At 71.0% G+C, this 15,469-nt stretch carries 13 protein-coding genes; 8 read left to right on the top strand and 5 right to left on the bottom strand.

Annotation, left to right across the window (positions count from 1 at the left end):
- Positions 1–19: 19 nt before the first annotated feature.
- Entirely contained in the window at positions 20–1,468 is a 1,449-nt protein-coding gene (locus FCL41_RS04630) for an aminopeptidase P family protein (protein WP_239021777.1), read from the bottom strand.
- A gap of 70 nt (positions 1,469–1,538) precedes the next feature.
- Here FCL41_RS04630 and FCL41_RS04635 point away from each other — a divergent pair, with 70 nt between their 5' ends.
- The 5 genes from FCL41_RS04635 (at position 1,539) to ettA (ending at position 8,826) form a co-directional block, all read left to right on the top strand.
- Entirely contained in the window at positions 1,539–2,660 is a 1,122-nt protein-coding gene (locus FCL41_RS04635) for a PrsW family intramembrane metalloprotease (protein WP_137066234.1), read from the top strand.
- Positions 2,657–4,474 (top strand): dynamin family protein, encoded by a 1,818-nt coding sequence (locus FCL41_RS04640; protein ID WP_239021778.1) that lies wholly within the window; start codon positions 2,657–2,659, stop codon positions 4,472–4,474. Before FCL41_RS04635 ends, FCL41_RS04640 begins: the two co-directional genes overlap by 4 nt.
- Positions 4,475–4,666: 192 nt before the next feature.
- Complete coding sequence (locus FCL41_RS04645; RefSeq protein WP_137066235.1) at positions 4,667–6,322, top strand: YfjP family GTPase; 1,656 nt, start codon at positions 4,667–4,669, stop codon at positions 6,320–6,322.
- Between the two features lie 207 nt (positions 6,323–6,529).
- The gene (locus FCL41_RS04650; RefSeq protein WP_137066237.1) at positions 6,530–7,027 is read left to right on the top strand and encodes a single-stranded DNA-binding protein; all 498 of its coding nucleotides are present in this window, start codon (positions 6,530–6,532) and stop codon (positions 7,025–7,027) included.
- 116 nt (positions 7,028–7,143) lie between these two features.
- Positions 7,144–8,826 carry an energy-dependent translational throttle protein EttA gene (gene ettA, locus FCL41_RS04655; RefSeq protein ID WP_137066239.1) on the top strand — a complete coding sequence of 561 codons (1,683 nt, stop codon included), beginning with the start codon at positions 7,144–7,146 and terminating at the stop codon, positions 8,824–8,826.
- A gap of 87 nt (positions 8,827–8,913) precedes the next feature.
- Here ettA and FCL41_RS04660 read toward each other — a convergent pair whose 3' ends face one another.
- The gene (locus FCL41_RS04660; protein ID WP_137066241.1) at positions 8,914–9,411 is read right to left on the bottom strand and encodes a MarR family winged helix-turn-helix transcriptional regulator; all 498 of its coding nucleotides are present in this window, start codon (positions 9,409–9,411) and stop codon (positions 8,914–8,916) included.
- A 73-nt stretch (positions 9,412–9,484) separates the two neighbouring features.
- On the opposite strand from FCL41_RS04660, the gene FCL41_RS04665 reads away from it, so the two are divergent.
- A complete protein-coding gene (locus FCL41_RS04665) occupies positions 9,485–10,372 on the top strand; it encodes an acyl-CoA thioesterase (RefSeq protein ID WP_239021779.1) in 888 nt (295 codons plus the stop codon).
- A gap of 15 nt (positions 10,373–10,387) precedes the next feature.
- Here FCL41_RS04665 and FCL41_RS04670 read toward each other — a convergent pair whose 3' ends face one another.
- Positions 10,388–10,762, bottom strand: coding sequence for a globin (locus tag FCL41_RS04670; RefSeq protein ID WP_137066243.1), 375 nt, complete (start codon positions 10,760–10,762; stop codon positions 10,388–10,390).
- Positions 10,763–10,812: 50 nt separating this feature from the next.
- Positions 10,813–11,808, bottom strand: a complete 996-nt coding sequence (locus FCL41_RS04675; protein WP_170970276.1) for a mechanosensitive ion channel family protein — start codon at positions 11,806–11,808, stop codon at positions 10,813–10,815.
- 182 nt (positions 11,809–11,990) lie between these two features.
- Here FCL41_RS04675 and FCL41_RS04680 point away from each other — a divergent pair, with 182 nt between their 5' ends.
- Positions 11,991–12,365, top strand: coding sequence for a hypothetical protein (locus FCL41_RS04680; protein ID WP_137066245.1), 375 nt, complete (start codon positions 11,991–11,993; stop codon positions 12,363–12,365).
- Entirely contained in the window at positions 12,343–12,732 is a 390-nt protein-coding gene (locus FCL41_RS04685) for a DUF5130 family protein (protein ID WP_170970277.1), read from the top strand. Before FCL41_RS04680 ends, FCL41_RS04685 begins: the two co-directional genes overlap by 23 nt.
- A gap of 180 nt (positions 12,733–12,912) precedes the next feature.
- On the opposite strand, the gene pepN is transcribed toward FCL41_RS04685, so the two are convergent.
- Complete coding sequence (pepN, locus tag FCL41_RS04690; RefSeq protein ID WP_137066249.1) at positions 12,913–15,468, bottom strand: aminopeptidase N; 2,556 nt, start codon at positions 15,466–15,468, stop codon at positions 12,913–12,915.
- Position 15,469 lies beyond the last annotated feature (1 nt).

Raw genomic sequence — 15,469 nt, forward strand, 5'->3', positions numbered from 1 at the left:
CGCCGTCCCGGGAGACGGGTCAGCCACGCAGCCGGCCCATCCACTCCTCGACGGCCTCGGGGGTGCGGGGCAGCGCCTCGGAGAGGTTGCGCGACCCGTCGGCGGTGACCAAGATGTCGTCCTCGATGCGGATGCCGATGCCGCGCAGCTCCTCGGGCACGAGCAGGTCGTCGGCCTGGAAGTAGAGGCCCGGCTCGACGGTGAGGACCATGCCCTCGGCGAGGTCGCCCTTCGCGTAGGACTCGGGAGCCGCCTGGGCGCAGTCGTGCACGTCCATGCCGAGCATGTGCGAGGTGCCGTGGAGCGTCCAGCGGGCGTACACCTTCGACGACGGGTCGAGCGCTTCCTCGGCGCTCACCGGGAGCAGGCCCATGTCGGCCAACCCGTGGGCGAGCACCTGCATCGCGGCCTCGTGCGGCGCGGAGAAGGGGGCGCCGGGGCGGACGGCGTCGATGCCGGCCGTCTGGGCGGCGAGCACGAGCGAGTAGAGGTCGCGCTGCACGGGGGACCAGGTACCGGTGACGGGAAGGGTGCGGGTGACGTCGGCGGTGTAGAGGTTCGTGTTCTCCACGCCCATGTCGAGCAGGAGGAGGTCGCCGGGGGTGACCGGCCCGGTGTTCTCGATCCAGTGCAGGGTCGTCGCGTGCGACCCTCCGCCGACGATCGAGTCGTAGCCGATGTCGTTGCCCATCGCGCGGGCGCGACGGAAGAAGGTGCCCTCGATCCAGCGCTCGCCGAACTCGAGCACTCGGTCCCACTCACGCACCGAGTCCTCGAAGCCGAGGGTCGTGATGTCGCACGCCTGCTGGAGCTGCTCGACCTCCCAGTCGTCCTTGAGCAGGCGCAGCTCCGAGAGCACCCGGGTCAGCTCGGCGTCGGCGCCCTCGTCGCCGTCGATCACACGGTCGACCTCGGCGGAGACGCCACGGTGCACCCGGGTCTTGGTCTGGTCGGCGAGGCGGCGCGGCAGCTCGTCGACGTGGCGCACCTCCATGTCCAGCGAGGTCGCGATCTCCTCCAGGGAGGGGCGCTTGCCGGCCCAGAGTGCGCCGTACTGCCGGTCGCGGAAGAACTCGTCGGTCTCCCGCGAGGAACGGGGACGGGCGTACAGGACCTGGCTGCCGTCGGGCTCGACCACCAGCACCGCGTCGGTGGTCTGGTTGCCCGTCAGCCAGGTGTGGGCGGTGTCGGGCCGGAAGCGGTAGTCGGTGTCGTTGGCCCGCACCTTGAAGGTGCCGGCAGGCACCACCAGGCGCTCGCCCGGGAAGAGCCCGGCGAGGTGGGCGCGACGGCGTGCGGCGTGCGGCGCGACGGCGTGGACCCCTGTGTCGGAGGGCAGGTCGGCCCACCCGGTGCGCATGAACGCGGCGTACGCCTCGGGCACCGCGGGATCGTGCGACTGGGTGCCGGGAGCCTGCGCGTCGGGCTGCTCGCTCAGTGGGGCCTGGGGATCAGTCTGCTCGCTCACGGAGTCCACTGTACGCCCGCGCCTGCGACGGCAGGTGTGCGCCGAAGGGCGTCCCGGATAGGGTTCGCGCATGGTCCGACACCACCGCGAGAGCCTCGTCTTCACGCTCGTGGTCACCCTGATGGCGCTCGTCGGCGCCGGCGTGATGCTCGTGATCATCGCGCTCTCGGGGGCTCCCGGGACGCTGGCGCTGGCCACGGTGGTGGCGTTCCTGCCGGTCGGGCCGCTCGTCGCCTGCTTCCTGTGGCTGGACCGCTACGAGCCCGAGCCGCGCGTCCTGCTGGGTTCCGGCCTCGCCTGGGGTGCCTTCGTCGCCACGGCAGCGGCGATCATCCTCCAGGGCGTCGGGGGCCTCTTCGCGGGCTTCGACGAGGTGCAGAGCATCGCCGTCGTCGCGCCGATCGTGGAGGAGGCCACCAAGGGAGCCTTCCTCGTGCTCCTGCTCTGGTGGCGCCGCGCCGAGCTCGACGGCATGCTCGACGGGATCGTGTACGCCGGCATGGTCGGCATCGGGTTCGCGTTCGTCGAGAACATCCTCTACCTGGCCGCGGCCTACAACGGCACGGACGGTCTGGGCCCCGGTGGCACCGAGGCGCTGACCGCGACCTTCGTCGTCCGTTGCCTGGTCAGTCCCTTCGCGCACCCGCTCTTCACCGCCTTCATCGGCATCGGCGTCGGCCTGGCCGTCGGCAGTCGCACCAGGGGAGGCCGCCTGCTCGCCCTCGCGACGGGCTACGCCCTGGCGGTGCTGGCCCACATGCTCTGGAACGCCGCCTCGGTGGGCCTCACCGGCAACTTCGTCATCGTCTACCTGACGCTGATGGCGCCCCTCTTCCTCGCGCTCGTCGGTTTCGCCGTCTGGCTCCGCTCCTCCGAGGGACGCATGTTGTACGCGGCCCTCGACGACGCCGCCCGGCGCGGGCTCCTGCCCGCCACCGACGTCCCCTGGCTGGTGGACCTCTCGGCCCGGCGCGCAGCTCGCCGCTTCGCCCGGCTGCACGGTGGCGAGCGGGGCGAGGAGGCCATGGAGGAGTACCAGCAGGCAGCCGTCGAGCTCGGCTTCCTCCATCACCGGTACCTTCGAGGTACGCCGCCGCCGGACTTCGCCGTCCGTGGCCAGACCTTCGTGGCCAGGCTCAACGCCGTACGTCCCTACATCTCCTTCCCCGGACAGGTGGTCCCCACGCGATGACCGACGAGACTCACGTCGAGGGCGAGCCGACCCCGCAGCCCGACTCGACCCAGGCCCCCGCCGAGGGCACTTCCGCCGACTCGGAGGCCACCGCCCTGCCGAGCGTCGAGAGCACGCAGATGTTGACCGCGTTGGTCCAGCTGCGCGGCGCCCTGCTGGCCGCTGAGCTCCCGTTGGAGACCCCCGGCGTCGCGGACGACCGCACGTCGCGCCGCGAGATGGTCTCCCAGCTCGAGGACTACGTGATCCCGCGCCTCATGACGATCGAGGCCCCCATGCTGGCGGTCGTCGGCGGCTCGACCGGCGCCGGCAAGTCGACGCTGGTGAACTCCCTCGTCGGGCACCGGGTCACCGAGCCCGGTGTGCTGCGACCCACCACGCGCTCACCCGTCCTGGTGCACCACCCCGACGACGGCCACTGGTTCGGCCAGGACCGGCTCCTGCCCGACCTCGAGCGGGTCGCCGTCTCCACCAACGACCCCGCCGCCCTCCAGCTCGTCTCCTCGGAGTCGATGCCGCAGGGACTCGCCATCCTCGACGCCCCCGACATCGACTCGGTGGAGGAGCGCAACCGGACGTTGGCCGCGCAGCTGCTGGCCGCCGCCGACCTCTGGCTCTTCGTCACCTCCGCCGCGCGGTACGCCGACCAGGTGCCGTGGGACTTCCTGCGTGAGGCCGCGGAGCGTTCCGCAGCCGTCGCGATCGTCCTCGACCGCACCCCCGACGACGCCCTGGAGACGGTGGCCACCCACCTGGCCCGCATGCTCGCCTCGCGCGGGTTGAAGGACTCCCCGCTCTTCACCGTCCCCGAGCGTCCGCTGCCGCCCTCAGGGCTGCTTCCCGGTGAGGCGGTCGCCGACATCCGCGAGTGGTTGGAGTCGCTGGCCGCCGACGCCGAGGCGCGCGCCGGGGTGGTCCGTCAGACCCTGGATGGCGCGATCCGCACCATCGCCCGCCGCACCCACCAGATCGCCGACGCGGAGAGCGAGCAGGCCGCTGCGCTCGAGCGACTGCGTACGGGGGTCGACAAGGCCTACGACGACGCGACGGCCCAGGTGCTGGAGGCGACCGCCGACGGCACGCTGCTGCGTGGCGAGGTGCTGGCCCGCTGGCAGGAGTTCGTCGGCACCGGCGAGCTGCTCAAGTCGTTGGAGAACCGCGTCGGGTGGCTGCGCGACCGCGTCGTCAACGCGGTCAAGGGCAAGCCCCAGCAGGCCGAACGGGTCACCGTGGCGGTCGAGTCGGGCCTGGAGACCCTCCTGATGGAGCATGCCGAGGCAGCCGCCGAGGCAGCCGAGGCGTCCTGGAACTCGCTGGGCTCCGGCCAGGCGCTGCTCGCCGACGCGGGGGAGGACCTCTCCCGTGCGTCGCGCGACTTCCGTCGCAAGGCCGAGCGAGCGGTGCGGGACTGGCAGGGAGGGGTGCTCGACATGGTCCGCACCGAGGGCGCGGACAAGCGGAGCACCGCCCGCTTCCTGGCCTACGGCGTGAACGGTCTCTCCGTGGCCCTGATGATCGTCGTCTTCGCCCACACCGGCGGGATGCTCGTCGGTGCCGAGGTCGGCGTGGCTGGTGGTGGCGCCCTGCTGGGCCAGAAGCTGCTGGAGGCCGTCTTCGGCGACCAGGCGGTGCGGACCCTGGCCGCCCGTGCCCGTCGCGACCTCGAGCAGCGCGTCAACGAGCTCTTCGAGTCCGAGCGGCGTCGCTACACCGACCTGCTCGACTCCTTGGGCAACGCTGCCGGGGCCTCGGAGAACCTGCGCCAGGCCGCGCGCCGCATCGACGACCTCCGCTTCGCCCAGTCGTCCAGCTGACCGTTCCTCCCGGCGTCCAGCACCCTCCGGCACACCCGTGACCCGGGCCTCGCCGACCCCTCGAGGAGGGGGTCTGGTCGCCGAGGCGTGGGGGGCTTGTGACCACTGGGGCGTGCCCGCTTGCTGCTCCGGCGGCTGTCGACCACTATTCTGGGTAACCGCAGACCTTTCCCCCGGTTGCAGAAGGAAGCGATGACGTCTCTCCTTGAGGGTGCCAAGAAGTTGGTCACCCGTGGCTCGGACATCGGTGCCCGTCTCGACGGGCTCGAGAAGGCCGTCGACTCCGCGCACGGCCGCGTCGACGAGTCGGTCCTCGCCGAGACCTCTGCGCTGGTCCAGCGCAGCGCGTCCCGTCTCCGGATCTCCGCCGACCACACCATCGTCGCGCTGGCCGGTGCCACCGGCTCCGGCAAGTCCACGACGTTCAACGCCCTGACCGGGCTCGAGCTGAGCGCCGTCGGCGTACGCCGCCCGACCACGTCGTGGGCGACGGCGTGCGTGTGGGGCTCCGAGGGTGCTCCCGAGCTGCTCGACTGGCTCGGCATCCCGCCACGCCACCAGGTCACCCGCGACTCCATGCTCAGCGTGGGCAACGAGAAGGACGAGCTCGACGGGGTCATCCTTCTCGACCTGCCCGACCACGACTCGACCGAGGTCAGCCACCACCTCGAGGTCGATCGCCTGGTCGAGCTCGCCGACATGCTGATCTGGGTGCTGGACCCGCAGAAGTACGCCGACGCCGCGATCCACGACCGCTACCTGTCGAAGCTCACGGGCTATCAGGACGTGATGCTGGTCGTGCTCAACCAGATCGACCGCGTCCCCGCCGAGCGCCGTGACGCGATGGTCGACGACGTACGACGCCTGCTCGCCGCCGACGGCCTCACCGGCGTCCCGGTGATCCCGGTGAGCTCGCGCGAGGGCTGGGGCGTGGCCGAGCTCCGCTCCGAGATCGCCAAGAAGGTCGCCAGCAAGAAGGTCGCCAAGGCGCGCCTCGAGGCCGACCTGCGCGCCGCCGCCACGACTCTCCAGGGCTACACCGGCACCGCCGAGGTCCCGACGCTGTCGCCCCAGCGTGTGGAGGCCCTCGAGGACGCCTTCGCCGACGCCGCCGGCGTCCCGACCGTCGTCAAGGCGGTGGAGGACTCCACCCGCCTGCGCGCCAACCTCGCCACCGGGTGGCCCGTCACCGCATGGGCCGCGCGCTTCAAGCCCGACCCACTCAAGCGTCTGCACCTCGACCTCGGTGCCGAGGGCAAGATGCTCACGGGTGCCGCGCGGACGTCCGTGCCCCAGGCCACCCAGGTGCAGCGTGCCCGGGTGGACAACGAGGTCCGGGCCCTCGTCGACGACGTGACGACCGGGTTCAAGCAGAACTGGGCGCACGCCGTCCGGGTCGCCTCGGTCTCGCGCCTCACCGACGTCAACGACCGCCTCGACCGCGCCCTGGCCACCACCGAGCTGGGTGCCGACCGCATCCCGGTCTGGGCCAACGCCGTGCGTGTGCTCCAGTGGATCCTCATCCTCTCCGCCGTGACGGGCGCCGCCTGGCTCGCCCTGCTGATGCTGGGTACCGGCGCCGGACTCTCCGGGACCGAGACCCCTGAGGTCGTCGGCTGGCCGCTCCCGCTGTTCCTCCTCGCGGGAGGCATCGGGTTGGGCATCGTCCTGGCGCTGGTCTGCCGCCTCCTGGTCTCCGCCACCGCGAAGCGTCGCGCCCGGATGGCCGAGGCGCGGTTGCGGGCCGCCATCCACGAGGTCTCCGAGGACCTGGTCGTGGGTCCGGTGCGCGCCGAGCTGGACAACTACGCGGCCACTCGCGCCGGCATCGCTGCTGCTCTGGCCTGATCGGTCGCCTGGGCTGACCCTGGGGTCGGGCGCAGGGCTGTGACGTCCTCACGGCTCACCAAGCCGGGCTGGGGCCCGCCGCGCGCTCCCACCGCCGCTCGGGCGTGAACCTCCACAGGTGTGCGTCCGGTGCCACGCGCACCCGAGGTGCTCCGACCCAGCATCGGGGGGACGACGCCACCGGGGCGTCGGGACGAGGAGCACGACATGAACGACGACCTGATCACCTTCAGCGGATGGGTCGGCTCCCGCGTGGAGCTGAGCCACGTGGGCGACGCGGTGCCCCTGGCCTCCTTCCGGGTGGGGAGCACACCGAGGCGCCTGCGCGACGGACGCTGGGAGAACGGCGAGACGATCTGGTACGCGGTCAAGGCCTGGCGGCACCTCGCCGCCAACGTCGCCGCCTCGGTCCGCAGCGGTGACCCCGTGCTCGTCACCGGCCGGTTCACCGCCGAGACGTGGCAGAAGGAGGACGGCACGAGCGTCACCCGTCACGTCGTCGTGGCCCAGTCGGTGGGGCACGACCTCAGCAAGGGGACCAGCACCTTCGTGCGTCCTGCCCCGGCCGGGGTGCCCCCACGCGACCCGGGGGAGGAAGCCGGGCAGTCGGCGGGCGAGTCGGCAGGGGAGAGCGCCGACGAGGCGGTGGCCGGGACCACGGAGGCTCCCGAGGAGGGGGCGGAGCCGGAGCGTACGGCGGCCTGAGCCGGCCGGACGGCTGAGGTGCACCTCGTGCGCGGTGGTCCGGTCACGCGCGGGCAGGGCCGGGCCGCCGTCGCCGATGGACGCCCGGCCCGGGCGTCCCGGTAGGCTCTGGCCTCATGGCTGAGTACGTATTCACCTTGCGCAACGTGCGCAAGGCCCACGGCGACAAGGTCGTCCTCGACAACGTCACCCTCTCGTTCCTGCACGGCGCCAAGATCGGTGTCGTCGGACCCAACGGCGCGGGCAAGTCCTCGCTGCTGAAGATCATGGCCGGTCTCGACCAGCCCAACAACGGCGACGCGATCAAGGACCCCGAGGCCACCGTCGGCATGCTCCAGCAGGAGCCGCCGCTGACCGAGGGCAAGACCGTCCTGGAGAACGTCGAGGAGGCTGTCGGCGAGATCAAGGCGAAGCTCGACCGCTACAACGCGATCTCCGAGCAGATGGCCGACCCCGACGCCGACTTCGACACCCTGCTCGCGGAGATGGGTGACCTCCAGACCGACCTCGACCACGCCAACGCGTGGGACCTCGACAGTCGGCTCGACCAGGCGATGGACGCCCTGCGCTGCCCGCCGCCGGACACCCTCGTCGACAACCTCTCCGGTGGTGAGCGTCGCCGGGTCGCGCTCTGCAAGCTGCTGCTGCAGCAGCCCGACCTGCTGCTCCTCGACGAGCCCACCAACCACCTCGACGCGGAGTCGGTCCAGTGGCTCGAGGGCCACCTCAAGACCTACCCGGGCGCCGTCCTGGCCATCACCCACGACCGGTACTTCCTCGACAACGTCGCCGAGTGGATCGCCGAGGTCGACCGCGGCTCCATCCACGGCTACGAGGGCAACTACTCCACCTACCTGGAGACCAAGAAGGACCGCCTCAAGATCGAGGGCCAGAAGGACGCCAAGCGCGCCAAGATGCTCGAGCGCGAGCTTGACTGGGTGCGCTCCAACGCCAAGGCCCGCCAGACGAAGTCGAAGTCGCGTCTGGCCCGCTACGAGGAGCTCGCCGCCGAGGCCGACAAGGCCCGCAAGATCGACACCGCCGACATCAACATCCCGCCGGGCCCGCGCCTGGGCGACGTGGTGCTCGAGGCGGAGCACCTGACCAAGGGCTTCGAGGGCCGGGTCCTGTGGAACGACATCTCCTTCAGCCTCCCGCGCGCCGGCATCGTCGGCATCGTGGGCCCCAACGGTGTCGGCAAGACCACGCTCTTCCGCATGATCACCGGCCAGGAGGAGCCCGACTCCGGCAAGCTCACCGTGGGGCAGACGGTCAAGATCTCCTACGTTGACCAGAGCCGTGGCGGCATCGACCCCAACAAGAACGTCTGGGAGGTCGTCTCGGACGGCCTGGACTTCATCAAGGTCGCCAACTTCGAGATGAACTCGCGCGCCTACGTCGCCTCGTTCGGCTTCAAGGGTCCCGACCAGCAGAAGAAGGCCGGCGTCCTCTCCGGTGGTGAGCGCAACCGCCTCAACCTGGCGCTGACCCTCAAGCAGGGCGGCAACATGCTGCTCCTCGACGAGCCCACCAACGACCTGGACGTGGAGACCCTCTCGTCGCTCGAGGACGCCCTGCTCGACTTCCCCGGCTGCGCCGTGGTCACCTCCCACGACCGGTGGTTCCTCGACCGGGTCGCCACCCACATCCTCGCCTGGGAGGGTGACGAGGAGGACGGCGGCAAGTGGTTCTGGTTCGAGGGCAACTTCGCCTCGTACGAGGCCAACAAGGTCGAGCGTCTCGGCGCCGAGGCCGCCCGCCCGCACCGCGTCACCCACCGTCGCCTCACCCGCGACTGACCTCCGTACGACGAAGCCCCCTGCCGCGACTGCGGTGGGGGGCTTCGTCGTACAGGGAGCGGGGGACCGGGCGCCGAGGCCGAGGGCTCAGCGCTGGCGGCGGAACTCCATGGCCGGGTGGGAGCCGACGAGGTGGTCCGAGAGAGTGTTGAAGACCCGGCCGACCGCTTCGAAGTCCTCGGGGGAGACGAGGTCGACGAGGTTGTCACGCACGCCCCGCACGTGGACGTGGGCTGCCTGCTCCAGCAGCTTCATGCCCCGGTCGGTGATCGAGGCCACCACGCCGCGGCCGTCCTCCGGGGAGGCGCTGCGGGCGACGTAGCCCGCCTTCTCCATCCGGTCGATCGTGTGGGTCACGCGGCTGCGACTGTGGGCAAGCGCGTCGGCGAGGTGGGCCATCCGCATGGAGTGGCCCTCCTGCTCGGAGAGGCGGACGAGGATCTCGTACTCGGTGAGCGAGATGTCATGCGCCCGGCGCAGGTCGTCGTCCAACCGGTGGAGCAGCAGCGTGTGCCCCAGCAGGAGCGCCCGCCACGATCGTTGTTGCCCCTCGTCGAGCCATCGGGTCTCCCCCTGATCAGTCATGGGGGTGACCTTATCGCTCTGCTCCGACGTGGGTGTGACTCCGCTGCAGAACGCGGTAGTTGAGGGTGAGACGATGACGCGCGTGCGCCACGTCTACGAGTGCCCGGTGCGCTGGGCCGACCTCGACATGCTCAACCACGTCAACAACGTGACCTACGTCGACTACCTCCAGGAGGCGCGGGTCGACATGTTGCGCACCCACGCCCCGGACACCCGCGCCCACGACCTGGCCGGCAGCCCGACCGAAGGGCTCGTGGTGGTCAGCCACGACATCACCTACCTCGCCCCGATCGCCCCGCGCACGGCGCCGATCGCGATCGAGGTGTGGGTCACCGAGGTCCGTGCCGCGACGGTGACCATGGCGTACGAGATCTTCGACGAACCGTCCGACGGGGGAGAGCGCGTCGTCCACGCACGGGCCCAGACCGTGCTGACGCCCTTCGTCTTCGCCGAGGAGCGGCCGCGCCGCCTCACCGCCGCCGAGAAGGACGCGCTGTCGGTCTTCCTGGAGGAGAGCCCCTCCCCGCGCCCGGAGCGCTCCGAGCCGCGCCACCTCGAGGCCGGTCACTACCCCCTGCACGTGCGCTTCAGCGACGTCGACGTCTACGGCCACGTCAACAACGTCAAGTACTTCGAGTACTTCCAGGAGGCGCGCATCCCCGTCGTGGAGCGGATCAGCGCCGGGGAGGACCACAGCGGCGTCGGTGTCGTGGTGGCGCGCAAGGAGGTCGACTACCTGCGGCCGATTCACTTCCGTGCCGAGCCCTACGACGTGTGGAGCTGGGTGTCGAGGGTCGGCAGCCGGTCGGTGACCGTGGAGTCGGAGATCCGCGACGGGGACACCCTCCTCAGCCGCGCCAAGGTGGTCATGGTCTTCTTCGACCCGCTCACCCAGCGTAGTGCCACCCCGCCGGAGTCGCTGATGACCAAGTTGCGGGAGTTCGCGGCCCTCAGCGCCTGACGGCTGGAGCCTGCGTCACCCGGGCGTGTTGACCAGGAACTGGGCGGCGTGCGTGACGTACGCCCAGAACTTCTCGTCCTGCTCGGGCGTCAGGTCGGCGGCGTCGAGCCCGGCACGGAAGTGCTGGAGCCAGTGCGACGCGGCGTCGGAGTCGACGGGGAAGGTGGCGTGGCGCATCCGCAGGCGCGGGTGACCGCGCTGCTCGCCGTAGGTGCTGGGGCCGCCCCAGTACTGGGCGAGGAAGAGGGCGAAGCGGTCCGCTGCCGGAGCGAGGTCCTCCTCCTCGTACATCGGCCGGAGCACCTCGTCCTCGGCGACGCCCGCGTAGAACGTGTCGACGATCGTCCGGATGGTCTCCATGCCGCCGATCTCGTCGTAGAACGTGCTCATGGCCCCATTGTGCCGGGTCGAGCCAGCGCGAGCCGCTTCCTCGACGCCGCTCACTCCGCCGCCACGGGCTCCTCGACGTAGCGGGTGTGGGGCACGACGATCCCCTCGGCGTCGAACCGGGCCTTGATCCGCTCCCGCAGGGCGCGGGCCACCGGCCACTGCTCCATCGGCGCGGTCTTGACCGAGAGGCGCACGGTCACGCCCTCCACTGAGATCGCCTCGACGCCGGGCACCTCCGGCTCCTCGATGATGCGCCCGGTGAAGTCGTCGTCGCGCCACATCTCCCGGGCCAGGTCGAGCAGCACCTCACGCGTACGCGTGACGTCGGCCTCGTGCGAGACGGTGACGTCGAGCACCGCACGCGCCCAGTTCTGGCTCATGTTGCCGACGCGCAGGATCTCGCCGTTGCGCACGTACCAGACCGTGCCGTTGCCGTCGCGCAGCCGCGTCACCCGCAAGGTGACGGCCTCGACCGTGCCCTGGACGTCGTTGACCCGGATGACGTCGCCGACGCCGTACTGGTCCTCGAAGATCATGAAGATTCCCGAGAGGAAGTCCTTGACCAAGGTCTGGGCCCCGAAGCCGAGCGCCAGACCGACGATGCCGGCGCTGGCCAGGACCGGCGCGATGTTGAGCCCGAGCTCGCTCAGCGCCATGGTGATGCCGACGGCCAGGAGCACGCCGGTGATCACCGACTTGAGCAGGCTGCCGATGGTCTTGGCGCGCTGGACGCGGCGGGTGGTCGCGGCCAGGTCCGAGGGGGACTGCGTGACGCTGCGACCCAGGCCGCCGTTGCGCACCAGGCGGTTCGGGACCATCGGCGTCTCGGCCGAGCGGACGAGGCGGTCGACCATGCGGTGCAGGAACCATCGGGCCACCATGGCCAGCACGATGAGCAGCGTGATGGTGACGATCACCTGGGTGGCTGCGGAGAGGCCCTCGTTGCCGGTGGCCCGCAGCATCATCTCGCAGACTGCCTGCCCGTCGGTGCAGGGCGACTCGGCGGCGCTCTCGACGGGGCTCTTCGCGGTGCTCAGGACAGACATGGCGCCCAGTATGGCGAACGCGTGGTGGGTGCCTGCGCGGGGTGGAGCGCGGAGCAGGGCGCGGGGTGGGACGTGAGCTGGAGCGCGGGCTGGGCGGAGGAAGCAGCGTCGGGGAGCGGCGTTGGGCGCGAAGGTTCGATCAGGGTGAGGGCTCCGGAAGACGAGACGATATCCTTTGGCCCGTGACCACCAAGAGCACCTCCGTGACCACCAGCCCCGCCCGCGCCCTGCGCTCGTCGCTGCGCCTGTCCGTGCCGCTCACCGTCATCGGTACCGCGCTGCTCGCGGCCCCCGCCCTGGCCCTCCCGCCCGAGGGCTGGGACACCCCGGAATCGGTCAGCTTCATGGACTACTTCCTCCTCGTGCTCGTCTTCCCGCTCGCGCTGGCCCTCGTGATCACGCTGGCGGCCATCCTGCCGAGCCTGGTCCGGGGCGAGAAGCTCTCGGGCCACAGCTCGCCCGTGAGCGACGACTGGTTCGGCGGTCCGCGTGGTGGCAAGGCCGAGGTGGAGGCCGGCGCCGCCAAGGATGCCGGTGGCGCCAGTGGCAAGTGGTGAGCTGAGCGCGCGTGAGCGCGCCGATCTCGACAAGGTCATCCGCGCGGCGGAGCAGGCCAGTCGGGTCGAGTTCTCCCTCTTCCGCGGCGTGAGCGAAGGCGACCCCAAGGCCTTCGCGCAGTCGCTGCACGCCTCCCTCGCGGCTCCGGACCGCTCCGTGCTCATCATGGTCGACCCGCTCAGGCGCGTGGTCGAGGTCGTCACCGGCGCCGACGTACGCCGCACCCTCACCGACGCGGAGGCCGGGCTCGCGGTGGTCGCCATGCAGACGGCCTTCGCCGAGGGCGACGAGGTCGGCGGCCTCAAGCGCGGCATCAACCTGCTCGCCGAGCACGCTCGCGCCCCGCGCAGCAACCACACGGCCTAGCAACCACACGGCCCAGCAACCACACGGCCCAGCAACCACACGGCCCAGCAACCACACGGCCCAGCAACGCAGGGCCCAGCAGCACCGACGCCACCACGCACCCACGCTCGGCCCCCGGCCGCGCCGGAACGTACGACGGCCCCGTCCCCTCCTGTGAGGGGGCGGGGCCGTCGGCGGTTCTCAGGCCCGGGAAGCCTGGGCGTCGCGCTCCTGGGCGGCGAGCGCCCGTACGACGTCCGCACGGCCCTCGCGCACGTAGCGCAGCGCCTGGGCGGGTGCCTGGGTCTGCTCGAGCCAGGCGTCGACCGTCGCGACCGTCTCCTGGGAGGCGAGCGCCTTCGGGAAGCCGTACTCGAGCACGACCGAGGCCTTGTGGAAGCCCAGCACGTCGACGAGTGTCTCGGCGGCCTCGAGGTACTGGCCCAGGTAGGGCGCGACGACCTCGTCCTGGCCGTGGCGGAAGATCGACAGCACCATCTCGCGCGAGGTCTCGTTGGGCGTCTTCGGGTCGAGGATCGCGGCCCATCCGCTGGCCTTGGCCTCGGCGGTGGGCTGCGCGACGCGAGCCGCTGCGGCTGCCTCCTTGCCGGCGATCGTGCTGTCACGCTCGAGCTCGGCGTCGATCTCGGCGTCGGTGAACCGGCCCCCGGCGGCGAGGGCACCGACGAGCAGCCAGCGCAGGTCCTGGTCGACCGCGAGGCCCTGGATGGTGACCGAGCCGTCGAGCAGGCCGGCGAGGCGGTCCAGCCCTTCCTCCGAGCGCGCCGCGCCCGCGTACTGGCGGGCGAAGGTGAGCTGGTGGTCGCTGCCGGGCTCCGCGTCGACCAGCAGCTGGAGCAGGCCCTGCTCCCACTCCCTCTTGAGCGCGGGGCGGGTGGCCGGGTCGGAGTAGGTGGCCACGGCCTGCGCCGCGGAGGCGGGGATGCGCGTGACGCCCCACGAGTCCGTCTCCGAACCGATGTTGGCGAGCACGAGCCGCACGAAGTCGGTGGCCGCCATCTCCGCGTCGCGGGTCATGTCCCACGCAGCGCCCCAGACCAGGGCACGGGCGAGCGAGTCCTCCAGGTCCGACAGGTGCGCGACGGCCGTGGCCAGCGAGCGCTCGTCCAGACGGATCTTCGCGTAGGCGTGGTCCTCGTCGTTGAGCAGGAGCAGGTCGGGCTGAGCCTTGCCGACCAGCTCCTCCAGCGCGCTGTCGGCGCCCTCGACGTCGACCTCGACGTACTCACGGCGCACGAGCGAACCCGCGTCGGTCAGGTCGTAGAGACCGATGCCGAGGCGGTGGCGACGCAGGGTGGGCTGCTCGGGGGCAGCGGTCTGCACGACCGAGAACGAGGCGTACGTCCCGTCGTCGGCGAGCGTGAACTCCGGACGGAGCGTGTTGACCCCGGCGGTCTGCAGCCACTCCTTCGCCCACCCCTTGAGCTCGCGCCCCGAGGCGGTCTCAAGAGCGGCGAGCAGGTCGTCGAAGGTCGCGTTGCCGAAGGCGTGGTCCTTGAAGTACTGACGCAGGCCGGCCAGGAACGGGTCGAGCCCGACCCAGGCCACCAGCTGCTTCAGCACCGAGGCGCCCTTGGCGTAGGTGATCATGTCGAAGTTGACCTCCACCGCGTGCAGGTCGACGTTGTCGGCCGCGACCGGGTGGGTCGAGGGCAGCTGGTCGGCGCGGTAGCCGGTCTGCTTGCGGGCGTTGGCGAAGCCGGTCCAGGCGTCGGTGAACTCGGTGGCCTCGGCCTCGCACCAGTAGCAGGCCCACTCGGCGAACGACTCGTTGAGCCAGAGGTCGTCCCACCACTGCATCGTCACGAGGTTGCCGAACCACATGTGGGCCATCTCGTGGGTGATGATCGAGGTGCGGAACTCGTAGAACGAGCGCGGCTGGCGCGAGCGGGGGAGGTACTCGTCGCGGATGGTCACGCAGCCCGCGTTCTCCATGGCGCCCATGTTGTACTCCGGCACGTAGAGCTGGTCGTACTTGCCGAAGGGGTAGGGGAAGTCGAACTTCTCCTCGAAGAACTCGAACGACTTCTTGGTGGTCTCCACCAGGTTGTCGCGGTCGAGGAACTCCACCAAGGACTGGCGGCAGTAGTGGCCGAGCGGGATCGTGCCGTACTTGCCCTCGTAGGTGTCGAGCACCTCGTGGTACTCGCCGGCCACGATCGCGGTGATGTAGGTCGACATGCGCTCGGTCGGGGCGAAGCGCCACACCGCCGTGCCCTCGCCAGCTGCCTCGGGCTCGGGCGTGGGGGAGTTGGAGACGACCTTCCACTGCTCCGGCGCCGTCACGGTGAAGGTGAACACCGACTTGAGGTCGGGCTGCTCGAACGTGGTGAAGACGCGGCGGGCGTCGGGCACCTCGAACTGGCTGTAGAGGTAGACGCGGTCGTCGACGGGGTCGACGAAGCGGTGCAGGCCCTCTCCGGTGTGGGAGTAGGTGCAGTCGGCCTTCACGACCAGCGTGTTGCTCTCGGCGAGGTCGTCGAGGGCGATCCGACTGTCGGAGTAGACGACGGCCGGGTCGAGCGAGCGCCCGTTCAGGGTGATCTCGTGGATCTCTGCGTCCACGAGGTCGGCGAAGGTGCTCGCGCCGGGGGTGGTGGCGGAGAACTCGAGGGTGGTCGTCGAGCCGAAGGTCTTCTCACCCGTGGTGAGGTCCAGCTCGACGGTGTACGACGTGACGTCCAGGAGGGCGGCGCGGGTGGCGGCCTCGTCCCTGGTCAGGTTGGTTCCAGGCATG

Source organism: Nocardioides jishulii, from assembly GCF_006007965.1.
In the GTDB taxonomy this organism is placed as follows: domain Bacteria; phylum Actinomycetota; class Actinomycetes; order Propionibacteriales; family Nocardioidaceae; genus Nocardioides; species Nocardioides jishulii.